The organism is Cellulomonas pakistanensis, assembly GCF_016862755.1.
Lineage (GTDB): Bacteria > Actinomycetota > Actinomycetes > Actinomycetales > Cellulomonadaceae > Cellulomonas > Cellulomonas pakistanensis.
In genome coordinates, this window is record NZ_BONO01000001.1 from 57,820 (window position 1) to 80,327 (window position 22,508).

Sequence of the window (22,508 nt, forward strand, 5' to 3'; positions counted from 1 at the left end):
CGTCAGGACCCGAGCCGGGCGTCGACGAACGTCGGCGTCGCGACGGTGTCGAGCGTCCGCACGCCGGTGACGCCGCGGGTGAGGAAGTGGTTCTGCTGGTCGTACAGCGGGAGGATGAAGTACCCCTCGAGCACGATCCGCTGCGCCTGCTCGTACAGGTCCGCGCGCTCGGCGTCGTCGGTCGTCGCGGCGGCGCGGTCGAGCAGGTCGTCCAGCTCGGGGTCCCGCACCTGCGCGTGGTTCGCGAAGTAGCCGCTCGGCGCGGGCACGGTGCCGTCCGAGTGGTAGAGGATCCGCAGCACGTCGGGGCCGACCTTCGTGTACGGCGCGGACACGGCCTCGTACTCGTTGGCGCCGAGCGCGGCGTACCAGGCGGACAGGTCGGTCGGCGTCAGCACGACCTCGAACCCGACGGCCTTGGCGTTCGCCTGGATCTGCTCGAACAGCGACTGCTCGGCCGCGACCGACTGGTTCGTGCTCACCGGGAACCGCACGGTGAGGCGCTGCCCGTCCTTGGTCCGGTAGCCCTCGTCGTCCGTGGCGGTCCAGCCCGCCTCGTCCAGCAGCTCCTCCGCGCGGTCGACGTCCGTCCCGAACAGCTCCTCGTCGCCGTACGCCGTGGGCTCGACGCTCGACAGCGGGGAGTACGACCGGGTCGCGGTGCCGGCGAACAGCGTCTCGATGCCGGGCTCCGGGTCGGCGGCGCGGACGAACGCCTCGCGCACCCGCACGTCGTCGAACGGCGGCTGCGCGCTGTTCAGCTCGATGCGGTTGGACGACCCCGGCCGCGGGGCGTCGACGTGCGTGATGTCGCCGCCGGCGTCGGCCGCCGCGATGGCGTCGGGCTGCGGGTTGTCGATCACCTGCACCTCGCCGGAGCGGAGCGCCGCGTACCGGGTCGCCGCGTCGGGGATGAACCGCCAGACGATCTCGTCCAGGTGCGCCGGGCCGTCGTGCTCGGCCTGCGGGTCGTGCGGCACGTACTCGTCGTTGCGGACGAGGGTGACCTGCTGCTGCGGGACCCACTCCTGCACGATGAACGGCCCCGTGCCGACGGGCGCCGCGCAGTTGTCCTGCTGGCCGCGGGCGATGCCGGCCGGCGACTGCATGGCGGTCCACTGCTGGCTCATCGACTCGAGCAACGCCGCGTCGGGCTCGGTCAGGTGGAACCGCGCGTGCGTCGCGTCGACGACCTCGACGGACTCGACCTTCTGCACCGCGAGGTAGCCGGTCGAGGAGCCGGTGTCCGGGTCCTGCAGGTGCTCGACGTTGGCCTTGACCGCCTCGGCGCCGAACGGCGTGCCGTCGGTGAACGTCACGTCGTCGACCAGGGTGAAGTCCCACGTGAGCTGGTCGTCGCTGACCGACCACTCCGTGGCGAGCCACGGCAGGATCGTCCCGTCCGCGTCCCGGCCGACCAGCGGCTCGAGGTACTGGGTGCTGATGAGCGCCTGCGGGTAGTTGCCGCCGACGTGCGGGTCGAGGCAGGTGGGCTCGGCGTCGCCCGTCGCGTAGACGAGCGTGCCGCCGTCCTGCGGGGTGGCGGCGTCGTCCGAGGCGTCGCCGCCGGAGCTGCAGGCGGCCAGCGCCAGGGCGGCGACGGCGGCGATCGCGGCGCCGGTGCGGGCGCGGGCGGGACGGAGGGCGTGCGGCACGGGTCCACCTCGGGCGTCGGGGGTCCGGCCGCGGCTCGTCCGGCGACCGGTTTGTTGCACTGCGTCCAACAATAGGCACGTCGGACGCCGGCATCCCCCGGACCGGCTGTGATCCCCGTCCCACGGCCCGCCTAGCATGGGCGCGTGCCCGACCCGACCGCCCGCCGCTCCGGGCGCCCGCGCGCCGCGTCCCGGGCGATGCTCGAGGAGGCGGCGGGCGAGCTGTTCCTCGAGCGCGGGTACGCGACGACCTCGGTCGCGGACATCACGCAACGCGCGGGCGTCTCGCGGAGCACGTTCTTCAACTACTTCACCGCGAAGTCGGACCTGCTGTGGGCGGCGTTCGACGAGCGGGCCGAGGTGCTGCGCGCCGCGCTGGCGGCGGGGCCGGCCGACGCGACGCCCGGCACGGTCGTCGAGGCCGCCCTGCGCGACCTCGCCGCCCGGCTGCCCGCCGACCACGTGGCGCTGGCGTTCACCCAGGCGGACACGATGGGCCTCGGCGAGGACCTCCGCCTGGCGACCGCCCGCCGCGCCGCCGACCTGGGCGCGACCATCGCGGCGTACGCGGCCGGTCGGGGGGTGGACCCGCTGCACGCGCGCGTCGCCGGCGCGGCCTGGGCCGGGGCGCTGGTGGCGGCGGTCGAGGCGTGGGCGCTCGCCGGCGCGGACCGAACGCGGCTGCCGGACCTGCTGGACCGCGCGCTGGCGCCCGTCCGGGGCGCGCTGGGCTGAGACCGCGCGGAACATCCGCGCGAGCTGGTCGGCACCTCGGGCGAGGCTGCGCGGCAGCGGTACGGCAGGCTCGTCGCCCGCTGACACGATCACGTCAGGTCGCCCGCCGTTCACCGGCGCGCCGCGCCCCGGGCGCCCTGGATGTGGCCGCGTCTCACCCGGTGTTCCTAGGATCACCCCATGAGCGACACCGGACTGCGGCAGGCCCAGGACAAGATGGCGGCGGCCGGGGTGGCCCCGACCGCGATCGACGTCTTCACCCACTACTACCGGGAGCTCGAGGCGGGGGCCACGGGCCTCATCCCCGAGGACACCATCGACCCGCTGCTCGACCCCCCGCAGCTCGCGGACGTCGATATCGACCCCGAGGCGGCGCGCGAGGCGTTCGCGAAGACGGCGATCATCAAGCTCAACGGCGGTCTCGGCACCTCGATGGGCATGGACAAGGCGAAGTCCCTCCTGCCCGTGCGGGACGGCAAGTCGTTCCTCGACCTCATCGTCGAGCAGGTGCAGCACGCCCGCGCCGAGACCGGCGCCCGCCTGCCCCTCATCCTCATGAACTCGTTCCGCACCCAGGCCGACTCCCTCGCGGCGCTCGCCCGGCACGACGACCTGGCCGTCGACGGCCTGCCGCTGGACTTCCTGCAGAACCAGGAGCCGAAGCTCCTGACCTCGGACCTCACGCCGGTGACCTGGGAGGCGGACCCGACGCTCGAGTGGTGCCCCCCGGGCCACGGCGACCTGTACACCGCGCTGCTGGCGTCCGGCGTGCTGCAGCAGCTGCTCGACGCGGGCTTCCGGTACGCGTCGGTGTCGAACTCGGACAACCTGGGCGCGGCCCCGAACCCGACGATCGCCGGCTGGTTCGCCGCCTCGGGCGCGCCGTACGCCGCCGAGCTGTGCCGCCGGACCGCCGCCGACCGCAAGGGCGGCCACCTGGCCGTCCGGAAGTCCGACGGCCGCCTCATCCTGCGCGACACCGCGCAGACCCCGGCGGACGAGATGGACTACTTCACCGACGAGCACCGGCACCCGTACTTCCACACGAACAACCTGTGGTTCGACCTGGAGCAGATCGCCGCGGCGCTCGAGGCCCGGGGCGCCGTGCTCGGCCTGCCGCTGATCCGCAACGTGAAGACGGTCGACCCCACCGACTCCTCCTCCCCCGAGGTGTTCCAGATCGAGACCGCGATGGGCGCCGCGATCGAGGTGTTCGAGGGCGCGACCGCGATCGCCGTCGGCCGCGAGCGGTTCCTGCCGGTCAAGACGACCAACGACCTGCTGCTGCTCCGGTCGGACGCGTACGACCTGGGCGAGGACTCGACCCTGCGCCTCGCGGTCGAGAAGGCGCCGCTGGTCGACCTGGACAGCAAGGTCTACAAGACCGTCGCGAAGTTCCAGCAGCGGTTCCCCGCGGCGCCGTCGCTGCGCGGCGCGTCCTCGTTCACGGTCCAGGGCGACTGGACCTTCGAGCCCGGGGTCGTCGCCACCGGCGACGCCGTGGTCGACGCCGACGGCGCCCCCGGCACCGTCGCGGCCGGCACGACGATCGGCGGCTGACCCCGCCGCACGACCCAGGAGGCGCCCGTGCCCGACCCGGGACGACCCGTCACCGGCCCCGGGCCGGGTGCCTCCGAACACCGCGAGCGGTCCGCGCTGCTGGAGTCCGCTGTCGCCGCGGCGCTGCTCGGCACTGCGGCCGTCGTCGCGGGCCTGGTGTCGCGGTCCGGCGTCGTCCTCTTCGACGGGATCTACACCCTGGCCGGCATCGCGCTGGTCGGCGTGTCCGCCCTCGCGTCGCGGGCGGCGGCGTCCCGACCGAGCGGCCGTTACCCGTTCGGCCGGCACGCGGCCACGCCGCTCGCCGTGGTGGTCCAGGGGGCGGCCCTCGTCGCGACCCTGCTCTACGGCGCGGCGGACGCGGTGGGCACGCTGATCGCCGGCGGCTCGGACGCCGGCGCCGTGACGATGCTCGTCTACGGCGGCGCCTCCGCGGCGGTGAGCGCCGTGGTGGCCTGGCGGCTGCGGCGGCGCGCGGCCGACTCCGCCCTGGTCGACGCCGAGGTCGTGTCCTGGTGGGCCGGCGCCGCGATCAGCCTGGCCGTGGGGCTCGGCGGCGTGGTCGCCCTCGTGCTGGCCCGGACCGGCCGGGACACCGCCGCCGGGTTCGTCGACCCGGTGCTGCTGCTGGTCGTCGTCGTGCTGGTGGGGAGGCTGCCGGTGCGGCTGCTGCGCGACGGCATGCACGAGCTGCTGGAGGGCGCACCGCCGCCGGAGGTCGGGGCCCGGGTCCGCGCGGCGGTCGACGCCGCGCGTGCCGCGTTCGACCTGCCGGAGCCGCTCGTGCGCGCGACCAAGCTCGGCCGGCGGCTGTACGTCGAGGTGGACTTCGTGGTCGACCGCGGGCGGTGGGACGTCGACACCGAGGACGAGGTGCGGCGCGCCGTCGCCGTCCGGCTCCGTGACCTGCCGTTCGACGTCTGGGCGACCGTCGAGCTGACCGCGGACCCGGACCTCGCCGCGTAGGCGCGGTTGACATGCCGACCACCCGGTCGTAATTTCTCCACTACCTACCGCGCGGTAGGTAGTGGTGGTGCCGACGACGCTCGCGCCACGACGTCTCGACGTGGAGCCGTCCGACTCCCATGCTGCCGAAGAAGGTTCACATGGACGCGCAGGCAACGGTCGCCGCCGAGGGCACGCCCTCGACGCGCGACGACATCGCCCCCGACACCGGTACCCCGTTCACCCGCGCCCGCACGCTGCAGTTCGGCGTCGGGTTCTTCCTGTTCGGCCTGCTGTGGATCGTCGGCCTGCAGATCGTCGCCGCGGTGCTGCTCCCCCAGCGCCTGCGCGACATCGGCGTGGCCTCGCCCGAGACGCTGCTCGGCTCGATCAGCGCGATCACGGCGGTCGTGTCCCTGGTGTCGAACCTCGTGTTCGGCAACCTGTCCGACCGCACCCGCGGCCGGTTCGGGCGCCGCGCGCCGTGGATCCTCGGCGGCGGCGTCCTGGGCGGCGTCTCGCTGTTCGCGATCGGCGTCCTCACCAGCTCGGCGGCGATCACGCTCGTCTACTGCCTGTGCATGGTCGGCCTCAACATGATGCTGGCGCCGGCCGTCGCGGTCCTCGCCGACCGCGTCCCGGGCAGGCTCCGCGGCACGATGTCCGCGTTCTACGGCGGCGGCCTCGCCGGCGGCGCCCCGATCGGCTCGCTCGTCGGCGCCCTGTTCATCGTGAACTCGTTCCCGGGCTTCGTGCTCGGCGGCGCGCTCATGGCGCTGTCGGCCGTCATCGCGCTCGTCGTGTGGCCGCGCGAGAGGTCGGCCGCGGACCTGCCGCCGGCCGCCGCCGGGCTCGGCGAGCTGCTCAGGTCGTTCCGCCCGCCGCGCAAGGCGCCCGACTTCTACCTCGCGTTCGCCGGCCGCCTGTTCATGCTGGTCTCGTACCAGATGGTCATGGCGTACCAGCTCTACATCGTGCAGGACCACGTCGGGCAGTCCGTCGAGGACTCCGCGAGGACCATCGCCACGATGTCCGTGATCCTGCTGGTCGTGTCGCTCGTCGGCTCGGTCGTCTCGGGCCCCGTCTCCGACCTGATCGGCCGCCGCAAGCTGCCCGTGGTCGTCTCGAGCGTCCTGTTCGCGGTCGGCATCGCGATGCCGTGGATCTGGCCGACCCCCGCAGGCATGTTCCTGTTCGCCGGCATCGCGGGCTTCGGCTACGGCGTCTACACGTCGGTCGACCAGGCGCTGAACGTCGACGTGCTCCCGAACGAGGAGGAGGCCGGCAAGGACCTCGGCATCCTCAACCTGTCGACCACCGCCGGCCAGACCGTCGGCCCGCTCATCACCTCGGCCCTGGTCGTGGCGACCGGCGGCTACGGGCTGGTGTTCCCGGTGTCGATCGCGGCGGCGCTGCTCGGCGCGTTCTTCATCACGCGCATCAGGTCGGTCCGCTGACCTGACGCGGCGCGCTCCGCGGCACCCCGCCGAGGCCCCGGGCCGGACACCACGTCCGATCCGGGGCCTCGGCGCGCGCCCCCGGCGTACACCGGCCGGACACCTGCGTCGGCCACACTGGGCCGCGACGGCCGGGCACCGCGCCGCGAGGGCGGCACCCGGGAGGCGGCACGGCATGAGCGGCAGCACGGGCCTGGCCCGGCGCCTCGGGCTGGGCGACGCCGTCGTGATCGGGCTCGGCTCCATGGTCGGCGCCGGGGTGTTCGCGGCGTTCGCCCCCGCCGCCGAGGCGGCCGGCTCCGCGCTGCTCGTCGGCCTGGCGCTCGCCGCCGTCGTCGCCTACGCCAACGCGACCGCCTCCGCGCAGCTGGCCGCGCAGTACCCCGCGTCGGGCGGCACGTACGTCTACGGCCGCGAGCGCCTGGGCCCGTGGTGGGGCTTCCTCGCGGGCTGGTGCTTCGTGGTCGGCAAGACCGCGAGCTGCGCGGCGATGGCGCTGACGTTCGCCGCCTACGCCGTGCCGCCCGCGTGGCAGCGGCCCGTGGCGGCGGGCGCGGTCCTGGCCCTGACGGCCGTGAACCTGCGGGGGATCACCCGGACGGCGCGGCTGACCCGGGTGGTCGTGGCGGTCGCGCTCGGGGCGCTCGGCACGGTGGTCCTGGCCGGGCTCGCGGGCGGCGACCCGTCGTGGGGCCGCGTCGCGATCGGCGCCGACGCGACGTGGTCCGGGGTGCTCGGGTCGGCGGGCCTGCTGTTCTTCGCGTTCGCCGGGTACGCGCGGATAGCCACGATGGGCGAGGAGGTGCGCGACCCCGCCCGGACCATCCCGCGGGCGATCCAGCTCGCCCTCGGCCTCGCGGTCGTCGTGTACGCGGTGGTCGCGGTGACGCTGCTCGCGGTGCTGGGCCCGGACGCGCTGGCGGCCAGCGCCGCGCCGCTGGCCGACGCCGCCGCGACGACCGGCTGGGGCTGGGTCGACCCGGTCGTCCGGGTGGGCGCCGCCGCGGCGTCGCTCGGTGCGCTGCTCGCGCTGGTCGCCGGCGTCAGCCGGACCACGCTGGCGATGGCGCGCGAGGGCGACCTGCCGCGGCCGCTCGCCGCCGTGCACGAGCGGTACCGGGTGCCGCACCGGGCGGAGATCGCGCTCGGCCTCGTGGTCGTGGTCCTGGTGCTCACCGTCGACCTGCGCGGCGCGATCGGGTTCTCGTCGTTCGGGGTGCTGCTCTACTACCTGGTCGCGAACCTGGCGGCGCTCACCCAGGACCGGGCGCACCGGCGGTTCCCGCGGGCGCTCCAGGTCGTCGGCGTGGTCGGGTGCGTCGCCCTCGCGGTGACGCTGCCCCCGGCCTCGGTCCTCGGCGGGGCGGCCGTGGTGCTCGCCGGGGTCGCCTGGCGGGCGGTCGTGCTCCGCGCCCGACGTGTGGGTGGTCGCGCGTAGCGTGCGGAGCGCCGGCGGACCGGCCGGGCACCCCGACGAGGGAGGCACCATGAGCGACCAGGCGCAGGACGCAGCGGGCGGGACCGACCCGGGCGGCTGGTGGGGGCCTCCGGTCGCCGGCGACGAGGTGGCGTCGCTCGTCGGGTCGCTGGAGCGGCAGCGGGCGACGTTCGCCTGGAAGGTCGGCGGGCTCGACCGGGGCGGGCTGTCCGCCACCCTCGGGCCGTCGGCGATCACCCTGGGCGGCCTCGTGAAGCACCTGGCGTTCGTCGAGGTGTTCCACCTGTGCACCCGCGTGAACGGGCGACGCCCGGGCGACCCGTGGGAGGGCGTCGACTGGGACGCGACCCCGGACTGGCCCTGGACCTCCGCCGCCGCGGACGACCCCGAGGACCTCTACGCGCTCTGGCGCGACGCGGTGCTCCGGGCGCGCGCCTCGCTGGCCGACGCGATCGCCGACGGCGGGCTCGACCGGCCGATCGCCTGGTCCGACGACCCCGGCGCCCACCCGACGGTCCGCCGCGTGCTCGTCGACCTGATCGAGGAGTACGCCCGGCACACCGGTCACGCGGACCTGGTGCGGGAGTCGGTGGACGGCCTCGTCGGGGAGGACCCTCCGGGGGCGCCGGCGCTGTACCCGCTGCCGGAACGCCGGGACTAGCGCGCCGGCGGGCGTCGCCGCGCCGGTCAGCCCAGCGGCGCCGGCTCGCGCGGCGCCATGCCGGCGGCGCGGTACGCGTCGTCCACCAGCCGCATCGCCGCCACCGCCTGCGCCGTCCCCGACACCGGGTCGCCGCCGCGGAGCACCGCGTCCGCGAACGACCGCAGCATCCAGACGTACGACGCCGTCGGGTCGACCGGCTCCTCCTCGGTCCGGCCGTCGGCGTGCTCGACCACGATGCGCCCGCCGTTCTGCGGCCCGTACGGGCTGTGCACGGTGATCGTCCCGGTCGTGCCCACGATCCGGGCCCGGACGCTCTGGTCCTCGGTCGCCACCATGCTGGCCCGCACGGTGCCGTCGACCCCGCCGGGCAGGTCCAGGTGCACGACGATCGACGCGTCGACGCCGTCGACCTCCACCGCCTCGGCCGACCGCACCGTCGGGGCGCCGAGCACGTGCGTGAGGAACCGCAGCGGGTAGACGCCCAGGTCCATCAGCGCGCCGCCGCCCATCGACTCCTGCCAGCGGATGTCGCCGCGGTCGGCGATCTCGACGCAGAAGTCCGCCTCCGCGGACGTCACCGTCCCGATCGCGCCCTCCGCGACCAGCTCGCGCAGCCGCGCCCACGACGGGTGGTGCTGCGAGTGGAACGCCTCCATCACGACGAGCCCGGTGCCGGCGGCACGCGCCTCGACGTCCTCGGCCTCCGCGGCGTTCGCGGTGAACGGCTTCTCGCACAGCACGTGCTTGCCCGCGTCGATCGCCCGCAGCATCCACACGCCGTGCAGGGCGGCCGGCGTCGGGACGTAGACCGCGTCGATCTCGGGGTCCGCCAGCAGCGCGTCGTAGTCGTCCAGCACGCGGGCGATGCCCTCGGCCTCCGCCATCTCCTCCGCCCGGGACCGGTCGCGGGCGGCGATCGCCGTCACCTCGACCTCCGGGACGGACGCGGCGGGCGCGGCCACCGCGTCGTGCAGGATGCGAGCAGCACCGAGGACCCCGAGACGCACCGTCGACATGCCCGGAACCCTAGCCCGGGAGCCGGCCGGCCGGCGCGGCGATCTCGGCCCGGGCACGGTCCAGCTCCTCCGTGGCGGTCGCGAGCAGCGCCGCGTTGCCGAGCTCCCGGCGCAGCTCCACCGCCGCCTCCAGGTCGCCCAGGGCCTCCTCGGGCCGGCCGAGCGCCACCGAGGCCCGGCCGCGGTCGAGGTAGGACGCCGCCAGGATGTTCGGCACCCCGAGCGGCTCGGCGAGCCGGATCGCCTCGGTCGCCGCCTCGATCACCTCCGGCCAGCGTCCCGCCCTGACGAGCGCTCCCGCGAGGTGCGACCGGGCGTTGGCCTCGGTGAAGGCCGCGACCTGGGCCCGGGGCCGGGTGCGTGCGTCGGCGACGAGGGCGACGGTGTCGCGGATGATCGCGATCGCCTCGTCGAGCAGCCCGAGGCGGGACAGCACGCGCGACAGCCCGAGCATCGCCTGCGGAGCGCCCTCGCGGTCCTCGGCCGCCAGCATCAGCGCGACCGCGGCCTCCGCGTCGGCGCGCGCCGCGACCAGGTCGCCCTGGTGCGTCGCGATGAACGACCGGTAGTTGAGGGCCCAGCCCTCCTGCGTCGTGTCCCCCGCCCGCCGTGCCGCCTCGAGCGACCGGGTCGCCGCGGCGGCCGCCGCCTCCCGGTCCCGCCGGCACACCGCCTGCGCCCACGACCGGTAGCCCTCGTGCACCGCGATGAGCCGGTCGTCGCCCAGCGCCGTCGCGGCGTCGGCCGACCGGTCGTACACCTCCGGCCACGCACCCCAGGTCACCCACAGGTCCGAGAACCAGTGCAGGGCGTCCGCGACCTCGACCACGCGCCGGTGGATCCCCGCGTCCGACGCGCGCCGCAGGGCCGCCAGCCAGTTCCCCGATTCCGCGCGCAGCCAGGCCTGCGCGGCGTCGGCGTCGTGCAGGTCCACGTCACCGCCCCGCGGCACCGGCAGGCCGGCGTCCGGGTCGCGCTCGTGCTCGGGCTCGAACCGCCGTCCCGCACGGACCGCGGTCGTGAGCAGCCAGTCGTCGGCCGCGGCGCGCGTCGCGTCGTGGGCGGCCGGATCCTCCTGGTGGTCGAGCTCGCCGCGCGCGAACAGGCGCAGCAGGTCGTGCAGCTGGTAGCGGTCGCCGGGGAGGTGCTGCACGAGGCTGAGGTCGGTCAGCTCGTCCAGCAGGTCCTCCGTCCGCCAGAGCGTCTCGCCGACGAGGGCGGCGGCGAGGCCCGCGCCCGCGTGCGGGGCGTCCACGAGCGCCAGCCGGCGGAACAGCCGCTGCGCTCCCGGACCGAGCTGCTCGTAGGACGACGCGAACGCCGCGCGCACCTGCAGGTCGCCGGCCGTCAGCGAGTCGAGCCGCCGCTCCTCGACGGACATCCGCCGCACGAGGCCGCCGATCGACCACCCCGCGTGCGTCGCGAGCCGGTTCCCGGCGATCCGCAGGGCCAGCGGGACGTCGTCGCACAGGGACGCGAGCCGCCGCAGCTCGTCGGGCGCCCCGGGCGCCAGCCGCGCCAGGAGCGCCACCGAGTCCGCCGGGTCCAGGCGGCCGAGGACGGTGCGCCCCAACCCGCTCAGACCCGCGAGCGCCCGGCGGCTGGTCACGAGCACGGCCGCCGGGCCGTCCGCGGGGAGCAGCGGCCGGATCTGGTCCTCCGAGGCCGCGTTGTCCAGCACGAGCAGGACCCGACGCCGGGCGAGCAGCCCGCGCAGGTGGTCGACGGCCTCGTCCGGCTCCGGGGGGACCGTGCCCGCCGCGAGCGCCTCGGCGACCCGGCGGACCGCCGCGTCCGGCGTCACCGGCTCCGCGTCGACGCCCCGCAGGTCGAGGAACAGCACGTCGTCGAACTGCCCGCGCAGGTCGCGCGCCACCTGCGCGGCGAGCGTCGTCTTGCCGAACCCGGGCGGGCCCGTCACCAGGGCGACCGGCGCGGCCGGTGGGTCCGCGGTCAGGGCTCCCGCGAGCGCGGCGCGCTCCACCTCGCGGCCGGTGAAGTCCGCCACGGCGCGCGGGAGGGGCAGGGCGTGCGCCCCGGCCGGCGACGGGGCGGTGCGCCGGCGCCCCGCGCGCGCGGCCCGCACCAGGACCGCCCGGTCGTCCGCGCCCAGCCCGAGCGCGTCCGCGAGCGCCTGCACGGTGCGGTGCTGCGGGCCCCGGCTCACGCCGCGCTCGATGTCGCCGATCCCGCGGTCGCTCACCCCGGAGGCGGCGGCGAGGTCCTCGATCGTCAGGTCCGCGTCCTGCCGGTGCCGACGCAGGAGCGCTCCCAGCTCGTCCTCGCCCATGCCCGCCCGTCCTCGCGCGCCGGCCGAGCTCCCCCGAGTTCTGCCGGACTTCTTCCTGGTCCGCGCGCGGCGCTGCGCGGTCCAATCGTGACCGGGGCCGGACGCCCCGGGCAAGTGCCCGCGGCCGGTCGGTCCGAGCCCCGTCCACGAGGAGGAACCATGCCCTACGTCAGCACGCCCGACGGCGCCGAGATCTTCTACCAGGACTACGGCCAGGGGAAGCCGGTGCTGCTCAGCCACGGCTGGCCGCTGAGCTCCGAGGCGTGGGCCTACGAGCTCAAGGTGCTCGCCGACGCCGGCTACCGCGCCATCGCCCACGACCGCCGGGGCCACGGCCGCTCGTCGCGCACCAGCGGCGGCAACGACATGGACACGTACGCCCGCGACCTGGCGTCGCTGGTCGAGCAGCTCGACCTCACCGACCTGACGGTGGTCGGCCACTCCACCGGTGGTGGCGAGGTCGTCCGCTACGCCGCCCAGCACGGCAAGGGGCGCGTCACCAAGGTCGTCACCGTCGGCGCCGTCCCGCCGGTGATGGTCAAGTCGGCGTCCAACCCCGAGGGCACCCCGATCGAGGTGTTCGACGGCATCCGCGAGGGTGTGCTGCGCGACCGCTCGCAGTTCTACCAGGACCTGTCCGAGACGTTCTTCGGCGCCAACCGCGAGGGCTCGACGATCAGCCAGGGCCTGCGCGACGACTTCTGGCGGCAGGGCATGCTGGCCGAGCTCCAGGCCGCGTACGACTGCGTCGCCGTGTTCTCCGAGACCGACTTCACCGAGGACCTCAAGGCCCTCGACGTGCCGATCCTCATCGCGCACGGCGACGACGACCAGATCGTCCCGATCGCCGCTGCGGCCTACAAGTCCATCGACCTGGTCAAGCTCGGCACGCTCAAGGTGTACCCGGGCGCCCCGCACGGCATCTCCGGCTCGTACCAGGAGGAGCTGATCAAGGACGTCCTGGCGTTCATCGCCGACTGATCCGCACCCTCGACGCCCGTCGCCCGGTCCGCGCGCGCCCGTCGTGCGCCGATCGGGCGACGGGCGTCAAGGCGTCGCCGCGGCCGGCCGATGGGTCACCCATGACGACCCGCCCGGTCCGTGCCCTCGCCGTCGCCCTGCTCGCGGTCGCGGTGCTGTCCGGCTGCTTCCGCTACGACATGCAGGTGGTCGTCGGGGAGGACGACACGGTGTCGGGAAGCTACGTCATCGCGATCGACGGCCGGGCGATGGGGCTGACCGAGGCCGAGGTCGAGGAGTTCCTCGCCACCGAGGCTCCCGAGACGGGCGGCCCGTTCGACCCGGACGCCGGACTCACGACGGACCAGGAGCGGTACGTGGACGGCGACCTCGTCGGCACCCGGTACTCCTTCGAGGACGTGCCGTTCGACGTGTTCAACGGCGACGACACGGCGCTGTCCCGCACCGGCACCGGGTGGGAGCTGTCCGGCACGATCCCGGTGGTGCTGGACGAGGAGACGGCCGACGAGGCGCCCGCGTCGGGCGGCGAGGTCCGGTTCGCGATCACGTTCCCGGGCGACGTCGTCGACACGAACGGCGAGGTCGACCCCGGCGACCCGCGGACGGTGCGCTGGACCAGCGACGGCAAGCAGCCGGTCGAGCTGCACGCCGTCGCCACGGAGCCGGGCCCGCCGTGGCTCGCCCTCGGGGCCGTGGGCGGCGCCGGGCTGCTCGTCGGCGGCGGCGTGCTGGCGCTCGTCCTCGTCCTGGTGCGCCGGCGGCGCCGGGCCGCCGCGCAGGCCGCTGCGGCCTGGTCCGTGCAGCCCGCACCGGTCTCGGCGGGGTGGCCCACCGAGCCGGGCGTCCGGACCCAGCACGCGTGGCAGCCGGACCCGCCCGCCGGCCTGCCGCCGGGCGCGGTCCCCCGGCAGCCCCCGCCGGGCCTCCCGCCCTACGGGACCTGACCGCGCCGCCGCACGCGTCGAGTGTCCAGAACCTCGAGGACGTACCCGGACACACCGCCACGGTTTCCGGACACTCGAACGGAACCGCCCCCCCTACGGTGGTGCCATGACCGGCCTCGGCACCTCGCGCCCGTTCTCCCAGGTCGACGTCTTCACCGACGAGCCGTACCGCGGCAACCCCGTCGCGGTGGTGCACGACGCCGACGGGCTGACCGACGCGCAGATGGCCGCGTTCGCGCGGTGGACCAACCTGTCCGAGACGACGTTCCTGCTCCGGCCGACCGACCCGGCCGCCGACTACCGGCTGCGCATCTTCACGCCGGGCGGCGAGCTGCCGTTCGCCGGGCACCCGACGCTCGGGTCGTGCCACGCGTGGCTGGCCGCGGGCGGACGACCCGCGCGCGGCGACGAGATCGTCCAGGAGTGCGGCGTCGGGCCGGTCGTACTGCGCCGTGGCGAGCACGGGCTGCGGTTCGCGGCACCGGAGCCGCGCGAGGACGCCCCGGTGGACGCGGCGACGCTCGACCGCCTGCTCCCGGCCCTCGGGCTTCCCCCGGAGGCCGTCATGGGCCACCGGCTGCTCGACAACGGGCCGCGCTGGCACGTGCTGCTGCTCGACTCGGCGGAGCGCGTGCTGTCGCTGCGTCCGGACTGGGCCGCGATCGAGGGCGTCGACGTCGGCGTGGTCGGGCCGCACCCGGCCGGCGGCGAGGCGGCCTTCGAGGTGCGCGGCTTCGCCCCCGGGATGGGCCTCACCGAGGACCCGGTCACCGGCAGCCTCAACGCCTCGATCGGGCAGTGGCTGATCGGCACCGGCCGGGCGCCGGAGCGGTACGTGGCCGCGCAGGGGACGGCGCTCGGCCGGGCCGGCCGGGTGCACGTCGAGCGGGACGCGGACGGCACGGTGTGGGTCGGCGGCGCGACCGTGACCTGCATCGAGGGCACCGTCCGGGACTGAGCACAGGACGTGGCACCCGCCACGCCCCGCCGCGCGGGCCTGGGGCATCGCTGCTTGGCTGGACGGCATGCGGACCACGACCCGGACCCTGACCGTCGCCGCGTGCGCGCTGGCGCTCGCGGCGTGCCGGTCGGCGGGACCGGGCACGCCGGACCCGAGCACGACGGCGGCGGACCCGGCCCCGAGCGCCTCCGACCCGTCCCCGTCCGCGACGCCGGCCGCGCCCGCCGCGACCGACGTCCCGCCCGAGGTCGTGCTCCCCGAGACGTCCTGGCAGGGCCTCGGCCCCGAGGGGCCGCGCGAGGAGTCCGCGGGCGTCGTCGACTGGCGGCTGCCCGAGTCGTGCGACGCCGGCTCGCCGACGGAGGCCGTCGCGATGCGCACCGTCGCGCAGGGCGCGGGCGAGACGGAGACACCGATCGGGCTGCAGCAGGTCGTCCTGCTGCCCGACGCCGACGCCGCGGTGGCCGAGGTCGACCGCCTGACCGCCGCGCTGACCGCCTGCACCCGGTACGGCTCCGACAGCGCGACGACCTACGTCGTCGAGCAGCGCGACGTCGGGGCCCAGGGCCTCGGGTTCGCGACGGACTACTACGGCGCGTCCGCGGAGGGGTCCCTGGACGACGCCATCGGCAGCTACCTCGTCCTCACGCGGCGCGGGCCGGCGGTCACGCTCGTCGGGTTCGAGGGCGGCGAGAGCAGCGTCGGCGCGGCCCGGGACACGGTGACCGCGACGGCCCAGGAGGCGTGGGGGCTGCTGTGCGCCTACGACTCGGCCGGCTGCTGACGGGGCCATCATGGGCGGCATGACCGCCGCCGCCCGCACGAGCGCGGGCCTCCTGCTGCACCGCGCCGGACCCGACGGGACCGAGGTGCTGATCGGCCGCATGGGCGGGCCGTTCTGGGCGCGGAAGCCGCACGCCTGGACCGTGCCGAAGGGCGAGCCGCTCGACGGCGAGGACCCGCACGCCACCGCGCTGCGGGAGTTCGCCGAGGAGGTGGGGGTGCCCGCGCCGGACGGCCCCGACGTCGACCTCGGCGAGGTGCGGCAGCGTGCCGGCAAGGTCGTCCGGGTGTGGGCGCGCGCCGCCACGCTCGACCTCGGCGCGCCCCGCGGGCCGGTCAGCGAGGTGACGGTCGAGTGGCCGCCGCGCAGCGGGCGCTCCCGGACGTTCCCCGAGCTGAAGGACCTGCGCTGGGTCCCGGTGGAGGAGGCGCGCGGGCTCGTTGTCACGGCGCAGGCCGAGCTCCTGGACCGGCTCCTCGCGCACCTCGCGGGCGGCTGAGCCCGGCCACGGCCGGCGCACAGGGGCGTGTCAGTGGTCGGTCGTACCGTTCGGGTCATGAGCAGGCGGCCCATCGACCACGAGCGACTCCGGGAGATCAGCGCGCGGTTCTCGGCGACGCCGCCGCCGCGCACGGCGGCGGAGCAGGACGCCTACGACCGGCTCGAGGACGAGCTGATCGAGGCGATGGGCCTGACCCGCGCCGAGTTCGTGCACATGTCGGCGACGTACGCGCGGCTCCGCCCGGCGAGCTGACGGGTCCGCCCGGCGACCGGCCGGGACGACCCGGCCAGCCGACGGGTCAGCCCGCCGCGGCGACCCGCCGGACCCCCGCCTCCACCGCGGCGTCGTCGCCCGCGCCCGCGTCCAGCGCCCGGTGGATGCCGAGCCCCTCGACCAGCGCGTCCAGCGCCCGCGCGGTCGTCGGGTCGAACCACCGCTCCAGCGACGCCCGGCTGCGCGCCATCCACGCGGTGGTGAGGTCCCGGTAGGCCGGGTCCCGGGCCGCGAGCGTGTAGAGCTCGTGGCTGAGCACCAGGTCCCGCGGGTCGGTCATCACCTCGCCCCGGACGTACCCGACGAGCGCGTCCACCGCCGCCGCGCGGTCCGGGACGGACGCCATCAGGGCGTCGAACCGCTCGCCGAACCCGCGGGCGAACCGGTCGAACGCCGCCCGCAGCAGGTCGTCGATCCCGGCGAAGTGGTACGTCATCGACCCGAGCGGCACGTCCGCCGCAGCAGCGACCCGGCGGTGCGAGGTCCCGGCCACACCCTCGGTCGCGAGGACGTCCAGGCACGCGTCGACGATCCGGTCGCGCCGGCCCGGGTCGTGGCGCCGGGTCATCGGTCGATGTTCTCCCGGACCACCCGCGCGGGGTTGCCGACGGCGACCACGTTGGCCGGGATGTCGCGCGTGACCACCGAGCCGGCGCCGATGACGGAGTTCTCGCCGATCGTGACGCCGGGGCACACGACGACGCCGCCGCCCAGCCACACGTTGTCGCCGATGACGATCGGCTTCGCGCCCTCGACCTTGTCCTTTCGCCTCTGCGGCTCGACGGGGTGCGTCGGCGTGAGCAGCTGGACGTTCGGGCCGATCATGCAGTCGTCGCCGATGTGGATCGTGGCGACGTCGAGCGCGGTGAGGTTGAAGTTGACGAACGTCCGCGCCCCCACGTGGATGTGCTTGCCGTAGTCGACGTGCAGCGGCGGGCGGATGCCGGAGCCCTCCCCCAGCGTGCCGAGCAGGTCGGCGAGGATCGCCCGCGCCGCCTCGTCGTCGAGCAGCGCCACGCGGCCGTACGCCTCGGCCAGTCGCGCGGACCGGCGGGTCAGGTCCTCGATCTCCTGGTCGGCGATGTAGTCGTCGCCCGCGAGCATGCGCTCGAGGTTGGTGCGCGGGTCGCCCGCGAAGTAGTCGGTCGTCATGCGGACGATCGTACGCACACATGCGTACGGTCGTACACAACGGCCGGTCGGCCACCCCGACCGGGCCGGCGGCTGCTCACCAGACGGGCGGCCGCCGGTCCGGCCACCGCAGCCGCTCCTCGAGCTGCGCCGCGAGCGCCAGCAGCACGTGCTCGCCGCCGGGCCGCCCGACCAGCTGCACGCCCATGGGCAGCCCGGCGGGCGCGGCCTCGTCGGGCTCGGTCCAGTGCGTCGGCACGGTGATCGCGGGCAGCCCGCACACGTTGAGCATCGACGTGTACGGCGTGTACTCGCACTGCTGGGCGAAGTTCCGCTCCGGGTCGGCGGCGTCGTACCAGCCGATCGGGCGCGGCGTGAGCGCCATCGCCGGGAGCAGCACCGCGTCGTACTGCTCGACGCGGGCGACCATCGTCCGCTCGAAGGCCGCGAGCGCCCCGACCGCCTCGACGAGCTGCCGCGCGGGGACGGCCCGGCCGCGCTCGACCAGCCACTGCGTCAGCGGCTCCAGCAGCGCCAGCCGCTCGGGGTCGTCGATCGGCACGGCGGCGGCCCCGGCCATCCACAGCGTCCGGAAGGCCGGCGCGTACGCGGGGTCCGGCTCCCAGGTCCCGGCGTCGACCACGGCGTGCCCGAGCGCACCGAGCGCCGCGGCGCCGGCGTCGAGCGCGGTGCGCGCCTCCGGGCCGAGGACGACGTCGTAGGCCTCTTCCCAGGCGCTGAACGTGCTCACCCCGACCCGGAACGCGGACCGCCCGTCCGGCGTCCGGCCCCGCTGGGCGGCGTCGAGGTACGACCCACGCGGACCCGCCGCGGTCCGCAGGGTGCGCGGGTGGTCCACCGACCCGTCCGCGCGCCGCGGCAGCATCCCCTCCAGGAGCAGGGCCGCGTCTGGGGTGGTGCGGGCGATCGGCCCGTGCACGACCAGGCCGCCCAGCGACTCCACCCCGCCGCCCGCCGGCAGCAGCCCCCGGGTGGTCTTGAGCCCGACGAGGCCGCACGCGGCCGCGGGGATCCGCACGGACCCGCCGCCGTCCGACCCGGGCGCGACGGGGAGCAGCCCCGCGGCGACGGCCACCGCGGCCCCGCCGCTCGACCCGCCCGACCCCCGGGACGGGTCCCAGGGGTTCCGCGCCGGCGGGCCGACCAGCGTCTCCGTGTACGACGGGAAGCCGAGCTCGGGCGCCGCGGTCTTGCCGAGCGACACGATCCCCGCGGCGTCGAGCACCCGGGTGACGTCGCTGCTGACCTCCGGCACGTACCGGTACGGGCCCGCGAACGCCCGCGAGCCGAAGCCCGTCGGCACGCCGGCCCGGTCGGTCAGGTCCTTGTCGGCGGTCGGCAGGCCCCACAGCGGGGCGTCGGGGCCGGGCCGGGTGTCGCGGCGCAGGGCGGCCGCGCGCCCGCGGGCCAGGTCGGGCGTGACCGTCGCGAACGCGCCGAGCGCCGGGTCGCGGTCCGCGATGCGGGCGAGGTAGTGCTCGGCGAGGTCGACGGGTGTCACCTCACCGGAGCGGAGCAGGTCGGCGAGGGCGACGGCGGTCATCTCGTGCAGCTCGGTCACCACGCCACCCTAGGCACGCGCGGCTCCCGCGCGACGCCGTCCGGCCGGCCCGCGAGGCTCGGTTGGTCCAGGCGGTCTGGTCCGGCGGCACCACGCGGACGTACGCTGGCCACCATGACCGAGGTGGTGAACGTGCAGGACGCCAAGGCGCACCTCTCCCAGCTGATCGCGCGGGCCGAGGCCGGTGAGGACGTGGTGATCGGTCGCGCCCACAAGCCTGCGGTCAGGCTGGTCCGGATCGACACGGCGACCCCGCGCCGCACGTTCGGGACCATGCCGAGCCTGTCCGTCCCCTCCGACTTCGACGCCCCCCTGCCGGACGACGACCTGGCGGAGTGGGACGGGTGAGCACCTACCTGCTCGACACCCACGTCTTCCTCTGGCTCCTGAGCGACCCCTCCCGCGTCCCGGACGACGTGCGGTCGACGCTGGAGGACCCGCGACACGACCTGCTGGTCTCCGCGGCCTCGGGCATGGAGATCGCCACCAAGACCAGGCTCGGCAAGCTCGACGGGCAGCCGGTGCTGACGGCGTGGCGTCGGGCGGTCGCGAGCATCGGCGCCCGGGAGGTCCCCGTGACCGGGGAGCACGGCGTGCTGGCGGGCTCCCTGCACTGGGAGCACCGGGACCCGTTCGACCGCCTCCTGGTCGCCCAGGCCGTGCTCGAGCCCGCGACGCTGGTGACGCGGGACTCCGCCGTCGTGGGGTACGAGCGCGTCGCAGTGCTCCGCGCGTAGCTCCTCCGCCGCCGGGCGCTCACGACCTCCCGTACTGCGCGTCCGTGACCGGCTCGGCCCAGGTGGTCTCCGACCCGTCCCGGGCGTCCGTCGTCTCCCACATGGCCAGGTGCTCCATGAACACGTCGGGCCCGGCGCCGTGCCAGTGCTCCTCGCCCGGCGGGCACCACACCGTCTGGCCGGGGAGCGCCTCGACGACGCGGCCGTCGCGGGTGCCGACCGCCGCGCGGACCGCGGCGCACCGTCCCAGCAGACACCCGCCGCCGCCCCCGCGGGAGGGCACGCCGTGACGGGTACTGCCAGGACCTGCCTCGCCCGCGGGGCCGGACGTACCGTCGACGCATGGACAACCGCGACGAGGTGCGTGACTTCCTGGCGTCCCGCCGGGCGCGGATCACGCCCGCCCAGGCCGGGCTGACCGCCTACGGGTCGAACCGCCGCGTGGCCGGGCTGCGCCGCGAGGAGGTCGCGATGCTGGCCGGGGTGTCCTCCGACTACTACGTCCGCCTGGAGCGCGGGAACCTGTCCGGCGTCTCCGAGTCGGTGCTCGAGGCGATCGCCCGGGCGCTGCAGCTCGACGAGGCCGAGCGCCTGCACCTGCACGACCTGGCCCGCGCCGCGGGACCCCGCACCGCCCGCACCCGCCGCCGACCCACCCCGCCCGTCCCGGCCAGCGTCCAGGTGATGCTCGACGCGATGACCGGCGCCCCCGCCGTGGTCCGGAACGAGCGGCTCGACGTCCTCGCCGGCAACGCGCTCGGCCGGGCGCTGTACGCGCCCCTGCTGACCGGGCCGTCCTTCGTCGAGGGCCGGCCGGCGAACCACGCCCGGTTCGCGTTCCTCGACCCGGCCGCCCGCGACTACTGGGTCGACTGGGAGAAGGCGGCGCGGGACACGGTCGGCATCCTGCGGGGCGTCGCGGGGCGCAACCCGCTCGACCGGGCGACGCACGACCTGGTCGGCGAGCTGTCGACGCGCAGCGAGGAGTTCCGCGAGCGCTGGGCCCGGCACGACGTGCACCTGCACCGGGGCGGGCTCAAGCACATCCAGCACCCCGTCGTGGGCCGGCTCGACCTCATGTACGACACGCTGCCGATCGCCCAGGCCCCCGGCCTGACGATGCTCGTCTACACCGCCGCGCCCGGCACCCCGTCCGCGGACGCGCTGCGGCTGCTGGCGAGCTGGGCCGCGAGCGCCGACGCGCCCGCGGCGCCGACGACCCCCACGACCGCCGTCGGCTGACGCGGCCGCACCCCCGCCCCCGGCGGCCGCGCCGGGGTCCCGCCGACCGGAAGGCACCGCCATGCACACCCGCACGCTCGGACAGGGTCTCGAGGTCTCGGCCGTCGGCCTCGGCGCCATGGGCATGTCCCAGTCCTACGGCCCCAACCCGGGCAGCCGGGAGGACATGATCGCCGTGCTGCGCGGCGCGGTGGACCTCGGCGTCACGTTCGTCGACACCGCCGAGGTGTACGGCCCGTACGTCAACGAGGAGCTGGTCGGCGAGGCGCTCGCACCGCTGCGGGACCGGGTCGTGGTCGCCACCAAGTTCGGCTGGGACATCGTGGACGGCCGGATGGTCGGGCTGGACTCGCGGCCGGAGCAGATCCGCGCCGTCGCCGAGGCGTCGCTGCGCCGGCTCCGCGTCGAGACGATCGACCTCTTCTACCAGCACCGGGTCGACCCGGACGTCCCGGTCGAGGACGTCGCGGGGACCGTCGGCGAGCTCGTCGCCGAGGGCAAGGTCCGGCACCTCGGGCTGTCCGAGGCCGGTGCGGGCACGATCCGGCGCGCGCACGCCGTGCACCCGGTGACCGCCGTGCAGTCCGAGTACTCGCTGTGGACCCGCGACCCCGAGCCCGAGGTGCTGCCGACGTGCGCGGAGCTGGGCATCGGGTTCGTCCCGTTCAGCCCGCTCGGCAAGGGGTTCCTGACCGGCACGGTGGACTCCTCGACCACGTTCGCGGAGGGGGACATCCGGCACCGGGTGCCCCGCTTCACCGCCGAGAACCGGGACGCCAACGCGGCCCTCGTGGCGCGGGTCCGGGAGCTGGCCGCGGCGCGCGGCGCGACGCCGGGCCAGGTCGCGCTCGCCTGGCTGCTCGCGCAGCAGCCGTGGATCGTGCCGATCCCCGGCACCCGGCGGCTGTCGCGGGTCCAGGAGAACGCCGACGCGACCACGGTGGCGCTGTCGGCGGACGACCGAGCCGAGCTGGACGCGCTCGCGGCGACGGCGGGCGTCGCGGGCGACCGGTACGACGACACGGGGATGTCGATGGTCGGCCGCTGACCCGGCCGCCGCACCCCGTCAGTCCGTCGGCTCGCCGACGTCGTCCGGCAGGAAGGCGATCGCCGTCGTGAGCACGCCCCACACCAGCGCCGGGCGGGTGTGCGCGAACCGCACGCCCGCGGCGCGGCGGCGCTCCCCGCGGCGGAACACCGCCCGCTCGATCAGGACGACCGAGCCGACGGACGCCACGAGCGCCGTCGCGCCGCCGGCGACGAGCGTGGCCCGGCCGCGCGGCTTCATCGAGGTCCACGTCACCCGCCAGTCGACCTGGTCCTGGCCCTGCTCCTGCGCGGCGGCCCGGTTCCGCTCGCGAGACTCCTCGCGGGCACGCCTGAGGTCGGGCGCGGACGACGCGAGCACGACGCCCGCCAGCGCCGTCTTGGCCCAGCCGCGTGCAGCCCGAGACCGGATGAGGTCCGGCGTGGCGTAGTAGGCGGTCGTGGCCAGTCCGCCCACCGCGGCGTACAGCACGCGGGAGACGGGCGGGGTGCTCGGCATGGGGTCCTCCTGGTCGAGGGTCGACGGTCGTCGGGCGTCCCGCCACGCTAACCAGCGTCCGCGCC

24 protein-coding genes are annotated in these 22,508 nt (G+C 75.9%); 16 read left to right on the top strand and 8 right to left on the bottom strand.

Features of this window, described 5'->3' with window-relative positions; genetic code table 11:
• Positions 1–2: 2 nt before the first annotated feature.
• The gene (locus Cpa01nite_RS00290) at positions 3–1,655 is read right to left on the bottom strand and encodes an ABC transporter substrate-binding protein (RefSeq protein ID WP_239068410.1); all 1,653 of its coding nucleotides are present in this window, start codon (positions 1,653–1,655) and stop codon (positions 3–5) included.
• Positions 1,656–1,799: 144 nt separating this feature from the next.
• Here Cpa01nite_RS00290 and Cpa01nite_RS00295 point away from each other — a divergent pair, with 144 nt between their 5' ends.
• The 6 genes from Cpa01nite_RS00295 to Cpa01nite_RS00320 all read left to right on the top strand — a co-directional run bounded on the left by Cpa01nite_RS00295 (position 1,800) and on the right by Cpa01nite_RS00320 (position 8,451).
• Entirely contained in the window at positions 1,800–2,390 is a 591-nt protein-coding gene (locus Cpa01nite_RS00295) for a TetR/AcrR family transcriptional regulator (protein WP_203666732.1), read from the top strand.
• 180 nt (positions 2,391–2,570) lie between these two features.
• Positions 2,571–3,950, top strand: coding sequence for a UTP--glucose-1-phosphate uridylyltransferase (locus tag Cpa01nite_RS00300; RefSeq protein WP_203666733.1), 1,380 nt, complete (start codon positions 2,571–2,573; stop codon positions 3,948–3,950).
• Between the two features lie 27 nt (positions 3,951–3,977).
• Positions 3,978–4,916 carry a cation efflux transmembrane domain-containing protein gene (locus tag Cpa01nite_RS00305; protein WP_203666734.1) on the top strand — a complete coding sequence of 313 codons (939 nt, stop codon included), beginning with the start codon at positions 3,978–3,980 and terminating at the stop codon, positions 4,914–4,916.
• Between the two features lie 140 nt (positions 4,917–5,056).
• Positions 5,057–6,352: an MFS transporter gene (locus Cpa01nite_RS00310; RefSeq protein ID WP_203666735.1), complete on the top strand. Its 1,296-nt coding sequence runs from the start codon at positions 5,057–5,059 to the stop codon at positions 6,350–6,352.
• A 175-nt stretch (positions 6,353–6,527) separates the two neighbouring features.
• Positions 6,528–7,790: an APC family permease gene (locus tag Cpa01nite_RS00315; protein WP_203666736.1), complete on the top strand. Its 1,263-nt coding sequence runs from the start codon at positions 6,528–6,530 to the stop codon at positions 7,788–7,790.
• Between the two features lie 49 nt (positions 7,791–7,839).
• Positions 7,840–8,451, top strand: coding sequence for a DinB family protein (locus tag Cpa01nite_RS00320; protein WP_203666737.1), 612 nt, complete (start codon positions 7,840–7,842; stop codon positions 8,449–8,451).
• A gap of 26 nt (positions 8,452–8,477) precedes the next feature.
• On the opposite strand, the gene Cpa01nite_RS00325 is transcribed toward Cpa01nite_RS00320, so the two are convergent.
• Both Cpa01nite_RS00325 and Cpa01nite_RS00330 read right to left on the bottom strand, forming a co-directional pair.
• Positions 8,478–9,470, bottom strand: coding sequence for a Gfo/Idh/MocA family protein (locus Cpa01nite_RS00325; RefSeq protein WP_203666738.1), 993 nt, complete (start codon positions 9,468–9,470; stop codon positions 8,478–8,480).
• A gap of 10 nt (positions 9,471–9,480) precedes the next feature.
• Positions 9,481–11,760: an ATP-binding protein gene (locus tag Cpa01nite_RS00330; protein WP_203666739.1), complete on the bottom strand. Its 2,280-nt coding sequence runs from the start codon at positions 11,758–11,760 to the stop codon at positions 9,481–9,483.
• A gap of 159 nt (positions 11,761–11,919) precedes the next feature.
• Here Cpa01nite_RS00330 and Cpa01nite_RS00335 point away from each other — a divergent pair, with 159 nt between their 5' ends.
• From Cpa01nite_RS00335 to Cpa01nite_RS00360, 6 genes are all read left to right on the top strand, one after another.
• A complete protein-coding gene (locus Cpa01nite_RS00335) occupies positions 11,920–12,741 on the top strand; it encodes an alpha/beta fold hydrolase (protein ID WP_203666740.1) in 822 nt (273 codons plus the stop codon).
• A gap of 101 nt (positions 12,742–12,842) precedes the next feature.
• On the top strand, positions 12,843–13,685 hold the full coding sequence (locus Cpa01nite_RS00340; protein WP_203666741.1) for an LppM family (lipo)protein: 843 nt from the start codon (positions 12,843–12,845) through the stop codon (positions 13,683–13,685).
• A 106-nt stretch (positions 13,686–13,791) separates the two neighbouring features.
• Positions 13,792–14,643: a PhzF family phenazine biosynthesis protein gene (locus tag Cpa01nite_RS00345; RefSeq protein ID WP_203666742.1), complete on the top strand. Its 852-nt coding sequence runs from the start codon at positions 13,792–13,794 to the stop codon at positions 14,641–14,643.
• A gap of 67 nt (positions 14,644–14,710) precedes the next feature.
• A complete protein-coding gene (locus Cpa01nite_RS00350) occupies positions 14,711–15,430 on the top strand; it encodes a hypothetical protein (protein WP_203666743.1) in 720 nt (239 codons plus the stop codon).
• Positions 15,431–15,449: 19 nt separating this feature from the next.
• The gene (locus Cpa01nite_RS00355; RefSeq protein WP_203666744.1) at positions 15,450–15,929 is read left to right on the top strand and encodes an NUDIX hydrolase; all 480 of its coding nucleotides are present in this window, start codon (positions 15,450–15,452) and stop codon (positions 15,927–15,929) included.
• 57 nt (positions 15,930–15,986) lie between these two features.
• A complete protein-coding gene (locus Cpa01nite_RS00360) occupies positions 15,987–16,184 on the top strand; it encodes a hypothetical protein (RefSeq protein WP_203666745.1) in 198 nt (65 codons plus the stop codon).
• 46 nt (positions 16,185–16,230) lie between these two features.
• Here Cpa01nite_RS00360 and Cpa01nite_RS00365 read toward each other — a convergent pair whose 3' ends face one another.
• The 3 genes from Cpa01nite_RS00365 to Cpa01nite_RS00375 form a co-directional block, all read right to left on the bottom strand.
• Complete coding sequence (locus Cpa01nite_RS00365; protein WP_203666746.1) at positions 16,231–16,773, bottom strand: TetR/AcrR family transcriptional regulator; 543 nt, start codon at positions 16,771–16,773, stop codon at positions 16,231–16,233.
• A complete protein-coding gene (locus Cpa01nite_RS00370) occupies positions 16,770–17,357 on the bottom strand; it encodes a sugar O-acetyltransferase (RefSeq protein WP_203666747.1) in 588 nt (195 codons plus the stop codon). The genes Cpa01nite_RS00365 and Cpa01nite_RS00370 overlap by 4 nt, the downstream gene beginning before the upstream one ends.
• Before the next feature lie 76 nt (positions 17,358–17,433).
• A complete protein-coding gene (locus Cpa01nite_RS00375) occupies positions 17,434–18,918 on the bottom strand; it encodes an amidase (RefSeq protein WP_203666748.1) in 1,485 nt (494 codons plus the stop codon).
• A gap of 114 nt (positions 18,919–19,032) precedes the next feature.
• On the opposite strand from Cpa01nite_RS00375, the gene Cpa01nite_RS00380 reads away from it, so the two are divergent.
• Both Cpa01nite_RS00380 and Cpa01nite_RS00385 read left to right on the top strand, forming a co-directional pair.
• A complete protein-coding gene (locus Cpa01nite_RS00380) occupies positions 19,033–19,266 on the top strand; it encodes a type II toxin-antitoxin system Phd/YefM family antitoxin (RefSeq protein ID WP_203666749.1) in 234 nt (77 codons plus the stop codon).
• A complete protein-coding gene (locus Cpa01nite_RS00385; protein ID WP_239068411.1) occupies positions 19,263–19,655 on the top strand; it encodes a type II toxin-antitoxin system VapC family toxin in 393 nt (130 codons plus the stop codon). Before Cpa01nite_RS00380 ends, Cpa01nite_RS00385 begins: the two co-directional genes overlap by 4 nt.
• A 19-nt stretch (positions 19,656–19,674) precedes the next feature.
• Here Cpa01nite_RS00385 and Cpa01nite_RS00390 read toward each other — a convergent pair whose 3' ends face one another.
• Positions 19,675–19,938 carry a cupin domain-containing protein gene (locus Cpa01nite_RS00390; protein WP_203666751.1) on the bottom strand — a complete coding sequence of 88 codons (264 nt, stop codon included), beginning with the start codon at positions 19,936–19,938 and terminating at the stop codon, positions 19,675–19,677.
• A 59-nt stretch (positions 19,939–19,997) separates the two neighbouring features.
• Here Cpa01nite_RS00390 and Cpa01nite_RS00395 point away from each other — a divergent pair, with 59 nt between their 5' ends.
• Together Cpa01nite_RS00395 and Cpa01nite_RS00400 are read left to right on the top strand one after the other, a co-directional pair.
• On the top strand, positions 19,998–20,897 hold the full coding sequence (locus Cpa01nite_RS00395; protein ID WP_203666752.1) for a helix-turn-helix transcriptional regulator: 900 nt from the start codon (positions 19,998–20,000) through the stop codon (positions 20,895–20,897).
• A 61-nt stretch (positions 20,898–20,958) separates the two neighbouring features.
• Positions 20,959–21,945 (top strand): aldo/keto reductase, encoded by a 987-nt coding sequence (locus Cpa01nite_RS00400; RefSeq protein WP_203666753.1) that lies wholly within the window; start codon positions 20,959–20,961, stop codon positions 21,943–21,945.
• An 18-nt stretch (positions 21,946–21,963) separates the two neighbouring features.
• Here Cpa01nite_RS00400 and Cpa01nite_RS00405 read toward each other — a convergent pair whose 3' ends face one another.
• Complete coding sequence (locus Cpa01nite_RS00405; RefSeq protein ID WP_203666754.1) at positions 21,964–22,443, bottom strand: hypothetical protein; 480 nt, start codon at positions 22,441–22,443, stop codon at positions 21,964–21,966.
• Positions 22,444–22,508 lie beyond the last annotated feature (65 nt).